At 68.4% G+C, this 13,123-nt stretch carries 13 protein-coding genes; 2 read left to right on the top strand and 11 right to left on the bottom strand.

The features are described 5' to 3' along the window. The first annotated feature begins 7 nt into the window (after nt 1–7). Nucleotides 8–1,630 carry an alpha-amylase family glycosyl hydrolase gene (locus tag BMZ25_RS11320; RefSeq protein ID WP_092693650.1) on the top strand — a complete coding sequence of 541 codons (1,623 nt, stop codon included), beginning with the start codon at nt 8–10 and terminating at the stop codon, nt 1,628–1,630. Here the strand turns inward: BMZ25_RS11320 and BMZ25_RS11315 are convergent. The 11 genes from BMZ25_RS11315 to coxB form a co-directional block, all read right to left on the bottom strand. After that, complete coding sequence (locus BMZ25_RS11315) at nt 1,627–3,045, bottom strand: FAD-binding oxidoreductase (protein ID WP_092693647.1); 1,419 nt, start codon at nt 3,043–3,045, stop codon at nt 1,627–1,629. The two genes, BMZ25_RS11320 and BMZ25_RS11315, sit on opposite strands and share 4 nt — an antisense overlap. Nucleotides 3,046–3,050: 5 nt before the next feature. Next, the gene (locus tag BMZ25_RS11310) at nt 3,051–3,878 is read right to left on the bottom strand and encodes an MBL fold metallo-hydrolase (RefSeq protein WP_092693645.1); all 828 of its coding nucleotides are present in this window, start codon (nt 3,876–3,878) and stop codon (nt 3,051–3,053) included. 118 nt (nt 3,879–3,996) lie between these two features. Then, nucleotides 3,997–4,581 (bottom strand): GNAT family N-acetyltransferase, encoded by a 585-nt coding sequence (locus BMZ25_RS11305; RefSeq protein WP_092693643.1) that lies wholly within the window; start codon nt 4,579–4,581, stop codon nt 3,997–3,999. Beyond that, a complete protein-coding gene (locus tag BMZ25_RS11300; RefSeq protein WP_092693641.1) occupies nt 4,581–5,843 on the bottom strand; it encodes a M16 family metallopeptidase in 1,263 nt (420 codons plus the stop codon). Before BMZ25_RS11300 ends, BMZ25_RS11305 begins: the two co-directional genes overlap by 1 nt. Beyond that, nucleotides 5,840–7,228, bottom strand: coding sequence for a threonine synthase (gene thrC / locus BMZ25_RS11295; RefSeq protein ID WP_092693639.1), 1,389 nt, complete (start codon nt 7,226–7,228; stop codon nt 5,840–5,842). The genes BMZ25_RS11300 and thrC overlap by 4 nt, the downstream gene beginning before the upstream one ends. Beyond that, on the bottom strand, nt 7,225–7,923 hold the full coding sequence (locus BMZ25_RS11290) for an SURF1 family protein (RefSeq protein WP_092693636.1): 699 nt from the start codon (nt 7,921–7,923) through the stop codon (nt 7,225–7,227). The genes thrC and BMZ25_RS11290 overlap by 4 nt, the downstream gene beginning before the upstream one ends. Before the next feature lie 99 nt (nt 7,924–8,022). Continuing rightward, a complete protein-coding gene (locus BMZ25_RS11285; protein ID WP_092693633.1) occupies nt 8,023–8,814 on the bottom strand; it encodes a cytochrome c oxidase subunit 3 in 792 nt (263 codons plus the stop codon). 23 nt (nt 8,815–8,837) lie between these two features. Beyond that, nucleotides 8,838–9,419, bottom strand: a complete 582-nt coding sequence (locus tag BMZ25_RS11280) for a cytochrome c oxidase assembly protein (RefSeq protein WP_092693631.1) — start codon at nt 9,417–9,419, stop codon at nt 8,838–8,840. Continuing rightward, nucleotides 9,416–9,592 carry a hypothetical protein gene (locus BMZ25_RS20860; protein WP_177190449.1) on the bottom strand — a complete coding sequence of 59 codons (177 nt, stop codon included), beginning with the start codon at nt 9,590–9,592 and terminating at the stop codon, nt 9,416–9,418. The genes BMZ25_RS11280 and BMZ25_RS20860 overlap by 4 nt, the downstream gene beginning before the upstream one ends. Beyond that, nucleotides 9,592–10,524 (bottom strand): heme o synthase, encoded by a 933-nt coding sequence (gene cyoE / locus BMZ25_RS11275; protein WP_092693628.1) that lies wholly within the window; start codon nt 10,522–10,524, stop codon nt 9,592–9,594. Before cyoE ends, BMZ25_RS20860 begins: the two co-directional genes overlap by 1 nt. 25 nt (nt 10,525–10,549) lie before the next feature. Continuing rightward, the gene (coxB, locus tag BMZ25_RS11270; RefSeq protein ID WP_092693625.1) at nt 10,550–11,455 is read right to left on the bottom strand and encodes a cytochrome c oxidase subunit II; all 906 of its coding nucleotides are present in this window, start codon (nt 11,453–11,455) and stop codon (nt 10,550–10,552) included. A gap of 178 nt (nt 11,456–11,633) precedes the next feature. On the opposite strand from coxB, the gene tldD reads away from it, so the two are divergent. Next, the gene (gene tldD, locus BMZ25_RS11265; RefSeq protein ID WP_092693622.1) at nt 11,634–13,055 is read left to right on the top strand and encodes a metalloprotease TldD; all 1,422 of its coding nucleotides are present in this window, start codon (nt 11,634–11,636) and stop codon (nt 13,053–13,055) included. The last annotated feature ends 68 nt before the right edge of the window (nt 13,056–13,123 follow it).

Here is a 13,123-nt window from a genome sequence, read left to right as displayed (position 1 = left end):
CAGCACGATGAAGGATGACCTGGGACAAAATCAGTGGTGGCGCGGCGCCGTCATCTACGAGGTCTACGTCCGCAGCTTTCAGGACACCCGCGCCGACGGCGTAGGCGACCTGGAAGGCGTGCGGCGCCGGCTCGACCACGTGGCGGGGCTGGGCGTCGACGCGCTGTGGCTGTCGCCGTTCTATCCCTCGCCGGGCGAGGATTTCGGCTATGACATCAGCGACTTCCGTTCCGTCGACCCGCAGCTCGGCACGCTCGACGATCTGCGAACGTTGATCGACGAGGCCCACGAGGCCGGTCTGCGCGTGCTGATCGACATGGTGATGGCCCACACCTCGGACCAGCACCCGTGGTTCCAGGACAGCCGCAACCGGGGCGACAAGGCCGACTGGTATGTCTGGGCCGACCCGGCGCCGGACGGCACGCCGCCCAACAACTGGCTCTCGGCCTTCGGCGGTCCGGCCTGGAGCTGGGACCACCGCCGCAAGCAGTACTATCTGCACGACTTCCTCGCCTCGCAGCCCTCTCTGAACTGGAACAATCCCGACGTCGCGGCCGAGATGCTGGACATCTGCCGCGGCTGGCTGGAATTCGGCGTCGACGGATTGCGGCTGGACGCCATCGCGGCCCTGCTCAACGACCCCGAACTGCGCGACAACCCGGTGCGCAACGATCCATCAGAAGTCAACGAGGGCGGCGCCCCCGACAGTCCGTTCCGGATGCAGCGCCACACCTACGACCGGGACCCGCCGCAGCTTATCGCGCACCTGCATCGCCTGCGCGACCTGGCCGACCGCCACCCCGAGACGTTCCTGATGGGCGAGGTGTCCGACGTCGACAGCGTCGCCGTGGGCGCCAAGTACACGCGCGGCGACGACCGCCTGCACAGCTGCTACACGTTCCAGCTGCTGAACGCCGAGCCGACGGCCGAAGGGCTCCGGGCCCTGTTCGACCGCTTCGAGGCCGAGATGCAGGACAGCTGGCCGACGCTGATGCTGACCAACCACGACGTGCCCCGCGCCATCAGCCGGTGGGCCGCGCGGGATCACCTGTCGGGCGACCGGCGACGCCTGTCGCGGCTGATGCTGGCGTTGATCCTCAGCCTGCGCGGCACGGTCTGCCTGTACCAGGGGCAGGAGCTGGGCCTGACCGAGGCCGACCTGTCCTACGAGGACCTGCAAGATCCGTTCGGCCGCGCCTACTGGCCGGACTATCGCGGCCGTGACGGGGCGCGCACGCCGATGCCGTGGGAAGAGCTGGAAAAGAACCTCGGCTTCTCCTCCGCGGCCCCGTGGCTGCCGCCGGATCCCGACCACGCCCCCATGGCGGTGGACCGGCAGGAAGAGCGGGCGAACTCTCCGCTGTCATGGGCGCGGGCGCTGATCGACTGGCGGCGCGAGACCGAGGCGTTGCGCACCGGCGCGCTGACATGGTGCGAGGCGCCCTTCCCCCTGCTGGCCTTCCGCCGGCACGACGCCGAGGACGACCTTCTGTGCGTCTTCAACATCTCGAACCGCGCGGTCGACTGGCAGCCCGAGCCGGGATGGCAGGTGCTGTCCGACGCGCCGGGCACGCCGGACGACGGCGGCCGGGTGCCGCCCTTCGGCTTCGGCTATTTCCGCCGGGCCTAGCGCGCGCGCAGCACGGCGCCGGGGTTCATGATGCCGTGGGGGTCGAGCGCGTCCTTGAGCGTCCGCATCGCGATCAGCTTGCCCGGATCGCCGTAGCGCTCGAGCTCATCGACCTTCAGCCGGCCCACGCCATGCTCGGCCGAAAAAGAACCCTCCATCTCGTGCACGAGGTCGTGGACGATGCGGCTGATCGCGTCGCGCTTGTGGGCGTGATCGGCCTTCGTCTCGCCCTCGGGCGGGAACTGGTTGAAGTGCAGGTTGCCGTCCCCGAGATGCCCGAAGGCGTTGATCCGGATCGGGCCCTGCGCCTCCTGCAGGCGCGTCGCGGCGGTCTCGAGGAAGTCGGGGATCGCGCCGAGCGGGAGCGAGATGTCGTGCGAAGCAATGGCGCCGACGCGCTTGTTGCCCTCGGGGATGCTTTCGCGGACCTGCCACAGCGCATCGGCCTGCGCCGCGCTCTGGGCGATCACACCATCGGAGACGAGTTCGTCTTCCAGGGCCGCGGCGAAGAGATCTTCCAGCACCGTCTCGGGGTCCATCGCCTCGGGCAGGCCCAGATCGACCAGCACGCACCACTCCGGGATCTCCGCGAAGGGCTGGCGCACGTCGAGCCCGGCCTCGACCTGAAAGCGCAGCCCCTGCCCCGAGATCAGTTCGAAGGCCGAGACGCCGCCGCCGGTGGCGTGCTGCGCGCGCTGCAGAAGCTCCTGCGCGGCCGCGGGGCTGTCGACGACCAGCATGGCGACGCCCTGCTTCGCGGGCCGCTGGAACAGCCTCAGGCTGACCGCCGTGATGATCCCCAGCGTCCCCTCGGCCCCCACCATCAGGTGCCGCAGGTCGTAGCCGGTGTTGTCCTTGCGCAGCCGCCGGAGGGCGTTGACGATCGTGCCGTCCGGCAGCACTGCCTCGATCCCCAGCGTCAGGTCGCGGGCGTTGCCATAGCGCAGCACGTTCACCCCGCCGGCATTGGTGGCCATCAGCCCGCCGAGCCGCGCCGACCCTTCCGACGCCAGCGACAGCGGGAACAGACGGTCGGCCTCGGCCGCGGCTTCCTGCACGTCGGCCAGGATCGCGCCCGCCTCGGCCACCAGAACGTTCTCGCCCGGATGCACGGCGCGGATCTTCGACATCCGCTCCAGCGACAGCACCAGCGGCACGGTCCCTTCGTCCGTCAGTTGGCCGCCCACCAGCCCGGTGCCGCCGCCATAGGGCACGACGGCAATGCGGTTCTCGTGCGCGAAACGCAGGATCGTCGCGACCTCCTCGGTCGTGCCGGGGGCAAAGACGGCCCCCGCGCGCCCGTGGCGGTTGCCCCGCGGTTCATCCAGATAGCGCTCGGCCACCTCGCGCCTCGCGGCGTCCGGCAGGTCGGCCGCCAGACGGGCGGCCAGGTCATCGGTCAGGTCGGTCAGCATGCCCCCTAGTTGTCACTAAGGTACTGCGGCTGCAAGACAACGATGGTCGGGCGGTCGGGCAACGTCCTGAGAGAGACCTCCATCGCGCTCCCCGCGCGGCGGTCGATCTCGAACGTGTCCTCCATGCCGGCGAGGAACCGGTCGAGGTTGCTTTGGCCGAACCAGTGCATCGGGATCACAACCGAACTCTTCAGCCGGTTCAGGATGTCCTTCATCGTGTCCTGGCTGACGGTGAGGCCACCATCGACCGCCGCCATCACAACGTCGAGCCGGCCGAGCGAGGCATACTGCATCTCGTCGGGCTCGTGGTGCAGGTGGCCCAGATGCCCGATGCACAGGCCCGCCGTCTCGAACACGAAGATCGAGTTGCCGTATTTCTCGGTCCCTTCCGAATAGGCCGAGCGGATGTCCGTCGGCACGTTCCGGATCAGCATGCCGCCGAGATCCAGCCAATGCTCGTTCGGCTCATAGCCGTTGCCCCATCCTTTCAGGACATTCGGAATCCGCTCGTCGGGCTGCGCGGTCCAGTGGCTGGAATGGGCATGGTTCATCGTGGCCACGTCCGGCACGTGGTCCGTCTGCCCGAGATAGCCGGTATAGTCAGTCACCGCGCTCAGCCCGTCCTCGGTCTGGATCAGGAAACTGGCGTGGTCGATATAGTTGATGCGCACCGACTGCTCGGGCACCGGTTCCGTCCACGATGCCTTGTGCAGGTATTGCATCCCCGGCGTCGCGTCGGCGATGGCGATGCAATGGCTGGGGCGACGGTCGTCCTGCGCCACGGCGGGCATCGCGGCGAGTGCCGCGCAGAGGACGGCAAGACAGCGGAACATGGGCACACCTCCTGTTGTGTGCCAAGCCTACGGGGCGTTGACCCCAAGTCACCCCCGAAGCCGTTCACAATCCCGCAGGCAGGACCTAAGGTCGCGGCCCCGCCCGTTTCGCGGGCACTCAGCCCGTCCCCGTCCGCCCGCGCCGGTCGCTGCGCAGGTTGGCGTAAAGCACATGGTTCCGCCAGCGGCCGTTGATCTGCAGATAGCTCTGCGCAACGCCCTCATACTTGAACCCGCAACCCTCGAGCACCCCGCGCGAGGCCGAGTTCTCGGCCAGACAGGCGGCCTCGATCCGGCTCAGGTCGAGCGTCTGGAAGGCATGGTGCACGACGGCGGCGATCGCCTCCGACATGTAGCCCTGCCGCGCGAAGGGGGCGCCGATCCAATATCCCAGCGTCCCCGCCTGCGCCGGCCCCCGGCGGATATTGTCGAGCGTGATCGCCCCCAGGAACGACTGGTCCGCGCGACGCACCAGGAACAGCGGCAGCGCCGTGCCGTTGCCGATCGTCCGCTGTGCCCAGTAGACCCGGTTGGTAAAGCTCTTTCGCGTCAGGTGATCGGCGGCCCAGGTCGGCTCCCACGGGACGAGAAAGCTCTCGCTCTCTTCCCGCAGGGTCGCCCAGGGGCGGAAATCGCCGTGCTGCGGCGGACGCAGCGTCATCCGCTCCGTCTCGATACGGACACGGCGCCGCGTGGACAGCATCAGGCAGCGAGCCGTCCGGTCAGCGCCTCCAGCCCCGGCGCGTTCTCGGCCGGACCGTAGAGCGCCAGCGCCGCGTTGCCCTGCCCGGCGATCCGCCCGGCAAAGGCGCGCACATCGTCGCAGGTGACGGAGTCGATGCGCGCTACGGTCTCGTCCAACGCCGGCACCCGGCCCCAGATCGACAGCACGCGCGCCAGTCGCTCCGCCCGTCCCGACGGGCTTTCCAGCCCGATCAGCAGACCGGCCTTCATCTGCGCCCGCGCCCGCGCGATCTCGGGCTCGCTCAGGTCGTCGGCCGCGCGGCGCAGCTCGTCCACCGTCAGATCGACGAGCCCGCCGATCCGGTCCGGAGAGGTGCCCGCATAGATCGTCATCAGCCCCGCGTCGGCGTACGAGCCGGCCTGTGCGAACACGGTATAGCAAAGCCCGCGCCGCTCGCGGACCTCCTGGAACAGGCGCGAGGACATGCCGCCGCCCATCGCCGTGGCGTAGATCTGCGCGGTGTAGAGGTCCTCGTCGAGATACCCCGGCGAATCCAGTGCCAGCGCGAAATGCACCTGTTCGAGCTTGCGGGTCTCGCGCCGCTCACCGCCCACGAAACGCGCCGGCTCCACCGGCGCCGAGGGTCGCGGCTCCAGGTGGCCGAACAACCGCTCGGCCTCGGCCACGATCGCGTCGTGGTCGACCGCGCCCGCCGCCGCCAGGATCATCTCGCCCGGCGCATACCGCTCCGACACGAACCGCTCGAGATCGGCACGGGTGAAGTTCTCGACCCGCGTGGCGGGGCCGAGGATCGACCGGCCCAGCGGCTGCTCGGGATAGGCGACCTCCTGCAGCCAGTCGAAGATGATGTCGTCCGGCGTATCCAGCGACTGCCCGATCTCGGACAGGATCACGTCGCGCTCGTTCTCGATCTCGTCGGCGTGGAACACCGGATTCAGCACGATGTCCGCCACCACGTCCAGCGCCAGCGGCACATCGGGCTCAAGCACGCGGGCGTAATAGGCCGTCATCTCGCGCGAGGTATAGGCGTTCATGTAACCGCCGACATCCTCGATCTCCTCGGCGATCTGCAGCGCGCTGCGTCGCTTGGTGCCCTTGAACGCCATGTGTTCGAGGAAATGCGCCACGCCGTTCTGGTCGGCCCGCTCGTGCCGTCCGCCGGCCGTCACCCAGACCCCGATCGTCGCGGATTTCAGGCCCGGCATGTGCTCGGTCACGATACGCAGGCCGTTCGACAGGGTGTGGAATTGCACGGTCACGAGGTGCGGCGCTCCTTTATCAGACGTTGCAGCGCGGCCAGATCGTTCGGTGTCTCGGTCACGCGCTCCGGTCTCTCATAAAGATCGGCCATCCGCTTGGGAAGGGCCGGGCGCCGCCCGGTGGCCGCCTCGACGGCGTCGGGGAACTTCGCCGGATGCGCGGTGGCGAGCGTGACCATCGGCCGCTCGGTCAGGTGCTCCTGCGCCACCTTCACGCCCACGGCGGAGTGGGGGCACAGCGTCTCGCCGGTGCGGGCGGCGATGTCCCGTATCGTGGCGCCGGTCTCGTCCTCCGATGCCCGGCCCGAAGCGTAGGTCTCGCGCAGCGCCTGCAGCGCGCCCTGACTGACCGGGAAGCCGCCCTGCGCCTTCAGCTCGTCCATCAGTTGCGCCACGGCGGCACCGTCGCGGTCATAGGCCTCGAACAGCGCCCGCTCGAAGTTCGAGCTGACCTGGATGTCCATCGAGGGGCTGATCGTCGGCGCTACACCCTGCTTTTCGTGCCGCCCGGTCTCGAGCGTCCGGTGCAGGATGTCGTTGCGGTTGGTGGCAACCACCAGCTGCCCGATCGGCAGGCCCATCCGCTTTGCGATGTGGCCCGCGAAGATGTCGCCGAAATTGCCCGTGGGCACGGTGAAGTCCACCGGCCGGTGCGGCGCCCCCAGCGCCACCGCCGAAGTGAAGTAGTAGACGACCTGAGCCAGCACCCGCGCCCAGTTGATCGAGTTCACCGCCGTCAGCCCGACCGCGTCGCGGAAGGCGAAGTCGTTGAACATGTCCTTCACCGCCGCCTGGCAATCGTCGAAATCGCCGTCCAGCGCCAGCGCGTGCACGTTGGCCTCGGGCGCGGTGGTCATCTGCCGCCGCTGCACCTCGCTGACGCGGCCGTTGGGGAACAGGATGAAGACATCCACCGCGTCGAGCCCCCGGAACGCCTCGATCGCGGCGCTGCCGGTGTCGCCGCTGGTCGCGCCGACGATGGTGATCCGGCTGCCCTTGCGCTTCATCGAGTACTGGAACAGCTGCCCGATCAGCTGCATGGCAAAGTCCTTGAAGGCCAGCGTGGGCCCGTGGAACAGTTCCGCCAGGAAATGCCCCGGCGCCAGCTGCACCAGCGGCGCCCGCGCGTCGTGGCCAAACGGCGCATAGGCCCGCGCGATGCAGGCCCTGAGGTCGGCCTCGGGCATCATCTCGTCCAGGAACGGCCGCATCACACGAAACGCCGCCTCCTCGTAGGAGACGCCCGCCAGCGCGGCGATCTCGTCTTGCGACATCGCCGGGATCGTGTCGGGCACGTAGAGCCCGCCGTCCCGGGCAAGCCCGGTCAGCATCGTCTCCTCGAAGCCCAGATGCGGCGCCTGGCCCCGCGTCGAGATGTAGTTCATTGCCCCTGCCCGTTTCCTGCCGTCGCGCGCTGCCTGATACGCCACAGCAGCAGCCCTGTCATCCCTGCCCAGATCACCGCGAGCGAGAACCACGTGATCGCGTATTCCAGGTGATCGTTCGGGATCCCCTCGGTGCCGACCGGAAGCGGCGTGATCCCGGCCTCCGGTCCGTCGACCTGCCGTGCGACGACCAGCACCGGCTCGGTCTCCAGCGCCTCGGCCATCAGCGGCACGTTCCTGGCGAACCAGACATTGCCCGCGCGGTCGGGATCGGGGGTGAACCCGTCCGTCTCGTCGGGCCAGTGCAGATTGCCTGTGACCGTCGCCGCGCCGCCCGGCCGCGCGGCGTCCTTGCGGTCCTCGGGGACGAAGCCGCGATCCACCATGATCCGCCGCCCGCCTTCGGTCTCGAACGCGCCGATGATGCGATAGCCCGGCCCCTCGTTCCCCGGCGACACCAGCACCCGCAGCGCCTCGCCCTCGAAGCCGCCCGCGACGGTGACCGGCAGGTACCGGTCGGCCGTCGGATCCGGGTCGGCCGGGATCTCCTGCGGCGGCGCGTCGATCCGCGCCTCGATCTCGGCCAGCACGCCGGTCTTCCAGGCCAGCCGCTGCACCTGCCAGACGCCCAGCCCGATCAGCAGCGCACACCCGCCAAGCCCCAGCACCAGCGGAAAGATCATACGTCTCAGCATCGCGTCCTTCCGAAGCACGAAGGGCGCGGGCCCCAGCCCACGCCCCTCTTCATCTTCGCAGAAATACTCTCGCCGAAGGCGTCGCGCCGGCAGGCGCGATCAGCTGCCCCAGATGTAGATCGAGGCGAACAGGAACAGCCAGACCACGTCGACGAAGTGCCAGTACCAGGCCGCGGCCTCGAAACCGACATGCTTGTCGGGCGTGAAATGCCCCATCCGCAGGCGCAGGTAGCAGACGAACAGGAAGACCGTCCCGATGATCACGTGCGCCCCGTGAAAGCCGGTCGCCATGAAGAAGTTCGCGCCGTAGATGTTGCCCGAGAAGCCGAAGGCGGCGTGGCTGTACTCGTAGGCTTGGAACACCGTGAAAATCACGCCGAGGCCGATCGCGATCAGCAGGCCGAACCCCATGTCCTTGCGGTTGTTCTCGTGAACCAGCGCGTGGTGCGCCCAGGTCGCGGCCGCGCCCGAACACAGCAGGATCAGGGTGTTGATCAGCGGCAGGTGCCAAGGGTCGAAGGTCTCGATCGACGGCGGCGGCCAGGTGCCTTCCGAGAAGCTCTCCATCGGGTACATGGCGTGCTTGAAGAAGCTCCAGAACCACGCGGCGAAGAACATGACCTCGGACATGATGAACATGATGAAGCCATAGCGCAGGCCGATGCGCACGACGGGCGTGTGATCGCCCTGGGTCGACTCGCCGATGACGTCCGACCACCAGGCGAACATGCAGTAGAGGACAAGCGCGAGGCCGATCAGGAACAGCCAGAAGCCCATGCCGTGCATCCACAGCACGCCGCCGAACAGCATGACGAAGGCTCCGACGGCCGACAGGAACGGCCAGATCGACGGTTGCAGGATGTGATAATCGTGGTTCTTTTCGTGCGCCATCGCTTGCGGATCCTCGGAGGCTCTCAGTTGACGTCGGTGCCGGAACCGGCCGGGGCCAGCGCCGCCTGCTCGGTTTCGGGCACGTCGATTTCATAGAACGTGTACGACAGGGTGATCGTGTTCACAAACTTCGCGTCGCGGTCGTCGACGATTTCGGGATCGACGAAGAACGTCACCGGCATCTGCACCCGCTCGCCCGGCTGCAGCACCTGCTGGGTGAAGCAGAAGCAGTCGATCTTCGAGAAGAAGCCGCCCGCGTCGAACGGCGCGACGTTGTAGCTGGCCTGCCCGGCGACGACGCGGTCCGTCGGGTTGTAGGCCTCGTAGAAGGCCAGGCCCGTCTCGCCGATCTTCAGCTCCATCTCGCGCTGCTGGGGCGTGAACTCCCACGGCATGCCGCGTTCGCGCGAGGCGTCGAAGCGGACCTTGATCGTCTGGTCCAGCACGTCGGCCGAGGCCGCGGTGGCGGTGCCGGGCGCGCCGCCATATCCCGTGACGCGGCAGAACAGGTCGTAGAGCGGCACCGCGGCAAAGCCCATCGCCCCCATGAAGGTGGCGACGCCGACCATCTGCAGCGCGGTCTTCTGGGGCGCGCCGAGGCTCATCCGGCGGCCTCCTGGCGGGCCTCGCCGGCGGGGCCGGCATCGGTCGGGATCGCCGAGACCTTCACGTAGGTCATGCCGAAGATCACCAGGATCAGCGCGCCCAGCGTGACGCCCAGTCCGACATTCCGCGACATCCGCCGCGTGTGCAGGTCGTGCAAGGTGCGAAAGGCCATCAGATCACCCCCGCGGCGCGCAGGCTGGCATCGACCAGGAGCGCGCCGAAATGCAGGAACAGGTACCACAGCGAAAACTTGAAGACGCCCTTTTCGACGGCATAGGAATCGGCCTCGGCCATCGTCTCGTCGCGGCGGAAGATCTGCCAGGCGCCCTTGAGGAACCAGGCGTTCATCAGCACCGCGCCCGTCAGGTAGACCGGCCCACCGATCTGGGTGAAGCCGACACCCACCGCGAAGAGCGCCAGCACGATCGTGTAGATCAGGACATGCACCCGCGTGGTCCGGCGGCCATGGGTGACCGTCAGCATCGGCACCCGTGCATCATCGTAGTCGGTGCGCATGAACAGCGCCAGCGCCCAGAAATGCGGCGGCGTCCACAGGAAGATCAGCGCGAACATGCCCCACGCCGCCGGCGAGGTCAGGTCGCCCGTGGCGACCGCCCAGCCGATCACCGGCGGGAACGCGCCCGCCGCGCCGCCGATCACGATGTTCTGCGGCGTCGACCGCTTGAGCCACATCGAGTAGACGACGGCATAGAAGAAGATAGTGAAGGCCAGCAGCGCCGCGGCCACCCAGTTCGCCGCCAGCGCCAGCATCACCACCGCGAAGACGGACAGGACCAGCCCGATCGACAGCGCCTCGTCTGGCCGTACACGGCCCGAGGGCACCGGCCGCTTGGCGGTGCGGCGCATGACGCCGTCGATGTCGGCGTCCCACCACATGTTCAGCGCGCCCGAGGCGCCCGCGCCCACGGCGATGAACAGGATCGAGGCGAAGCCGATCATCGGGTGCACGCCCGTCGGCGCCACCAGAAGCCCGACCAGCGCGGTGAACACCACCAGAGACATCACGCGCGGCTTGAGCAGCGCGAAATAGTCGCCGAACTGGGCTTCGTAGTCGGTGTCGAGGGCGAGCGTCGTCTCGGTCATGGCGGGCGATTCCTCTGAGAGCGGCTTACTCAGCCGACGCCACCTGCACCGCACCGGCCGCTTGGGCGGCGCTTGCGGTCTCTTCGGTCCGGCTGTCGACCCAGTCCTGGTACTCCTGCTGGCTCACCACCTTGACGGTGATCGGCATGTAGGAGTGGTCCTTGCCGCACAGCTCCGAGCACTGGCCGAAATAGACGCCTTCCTTCTCGGCCTCGAACCACAGCTCGGCCAGGCGGCCGGGCACCGCGTCCTGCTTCACGCCGAAGGCCGGAACGGTCCACGAGTGGATCACGTCGCCGCCGGTGACCTGGACGACGATCGTCTGGCCCACCGGGACGACCATCGCCTCGTCGGTGGCGAGACGGAACTCGTCCTCGGTATAGCCGGCTTCCTGCAGTTGGGCGCGGATGTCGTCGGTGACGTAGTTCTCGCCGTAGCCGATCATGAAGCTGTCGAAGGCGATCCCCTCGTCGGGATATTCGTAGCCCCAGTACCACTGGTACCCGGTGGCCTTCACCGTGACGTCCGCCTCGGGAATTTCCTGCTGGTTGAACAGCACCGGCAGGGAGAACGCACCGATGAACATCAGGATGACCACCGGAACAACGGTCCACGTCACCTCGATCGGGGTGTTGTGGGTAAAGCGCGACGGCGTCTTGTTGCGGCCCCGGTTGTGCAGGACCATCACCGCGATCAGAAGCCCGGTCACGAACAGCACGATGGCGGTGATGATCGCCAGGATCATGCCGTCGAGCCATTGCAGATCGCGCGCAATGCTCGTCGCGGCCTCCTGGAAGCCGATCCCGCCGGGCTGCGGCGCGCCCTCGATCTGGAGCTCTCCGATGCCATCGTTCGACTGGGCGGCCACCGGTCCGGCGGCAAGTGCGAAGGCGGTTGCCCCGAGGGAGGCGATCTGTCTGATCAAGCGCATGTCACATGGTCCTGTTCGGCTGGCGGCGGGCGCCGCGTCCGGCCCCGCCCGAACCACGGGCGGAATCCGTTTGTTTCCGCGGCACCTGAAACCATATTAGGCCGGACCGGGCAAGCCAAAGCCTTGCGGCAAACGGACGCCTGAGGCGCCTTGCCCCCATCCGCCAGCAGGAGATACCATGACCGACGCCCCCTTCCGCCCCTTCGACACGCTTCTCGACGAGGGCCGCGCGCTGTCGCTCCTGCAAGAGGCCGTGGCGGGCGCGGACGATGGCGAGCTGTTCCTCGAGCGCCGCCGCGCCGAGATGCTGTCGTTCGACGACGGGCGGGTGAAGACGGCGAGCTACGACGCCTCCGAGGGGTTCGGCCTGCGCGCCGTCCGCGGCGAGACCGCCGGCTACGCCCATTCCAGCGAGATCGGCGAACATGCCTTGCGCCGCGCCGTCGAGACCGCGCGGCTGGCGGTGGGCGACGGCGGCGGCACGCTGGCCGACGCGCCCCGCGCCACCAACACGCGGCTCTATGGCGACGCCGACCCGATGGCCGACGCCGCCTTTTCGGTCAAGCTCGACACCCTGCGCGAGATCGACGCCTTCGCCCGCGCCCTCGACCCCCGCGTGGTGCAGGTCAGCGCGTCCATGGGCGCCTCGCTGCAGGAGGTCGAGATCCTGCGCCCCGAGGGCCACATCGTCCGCGACGTCCGACCGATGACGCGGCTCAACGTCAGTGTCATCGTCGAAGAGAACGGCCGCCGCGAATCGGGCGGCATGGGCGGCGGCGGGCGCTCGGGGCTCGCCGCCCTGCTGACGCGCGAGCATTGGGAATCGGTGACCCGCGAGGCGTTGAGGATCGCGCTCGTCAATCTCGAGGCCGAGCCCGCGCCGGCCGGCGTGATGGACGTCGCCCTCGGCGCCGGCTGGCCCGGCATCCTGCTGCACGAGGCCGTGGGTCACGGGCTAGAGGGCGACTTCAACCGCAAGAAATCCTCGGCCTTCGCCGGCCTGATGGGCCAGCGCGTCGCGGCGCCGGGCGTCACCGTGCTGGACGACGGGACGATCCCCGATCGCCGCGGATCGCTGACGGTGGATGACGAGGGCACGCCATCGGGCCGCAACGTTCTGATCGAGGACGGCGTGCTGGTGGGTTACATGCAGGACCGGCAGAACGCCCGGCTGATGGGCGTCAGCCCCACCGGCAACGGCCGGCGAGAAAGCTATGCCCACGCGCCGATGCCGCGGATGACCAACACCTACATGATGGGCGGCAACGCCAGCCCCGGTGACATCGTCGGCGAGGTCAGGGACGGCATCTACGCCGTCGGCTTCGGCGGCGGACAGGTCGACATCACCAACGGAAAGTTCGTGTTCTCCTGCACCGAGGCCTACCGCGTGAAGGACGGCAAGATCGGCCGGCCGGTCAAGGGCGCGACGCTGATCGGCGACGGCGCGACGGCGCTGCAGCAGATCCGCGCCATCGGCAACGACATGGCGCTCGATCCGGGAATCGGCAATTGCGGAAAGGCCGGGCAATGGGTGCCGGTCGGCGTCGGCCAGCCGACCCTGCTGATCGGCGGCCTGACGGTGGGCGGCTCGGCGGCCTGAGGGAAAATTCAGAAAAAAAAGACGTGATTCCAGGTGGTTACCTCCTGATCTGCGGGTTGTGTCGAATG

Origin of the sequence: Tranquillimonas rosea (assembly GCF_900111315.1) — a bacterium.
GTDB lineage: Bacteria > Pseudomonadota > Alphaproteobacteria > Rhodobacterales > Rhodobacteraceae > Tranquillimonas > Tranquillimonas rosea.
Note: the sequence above shows the minus strand (reverse complement) of the source record. Positions and strands in the feature narration are given on the sequence as shown.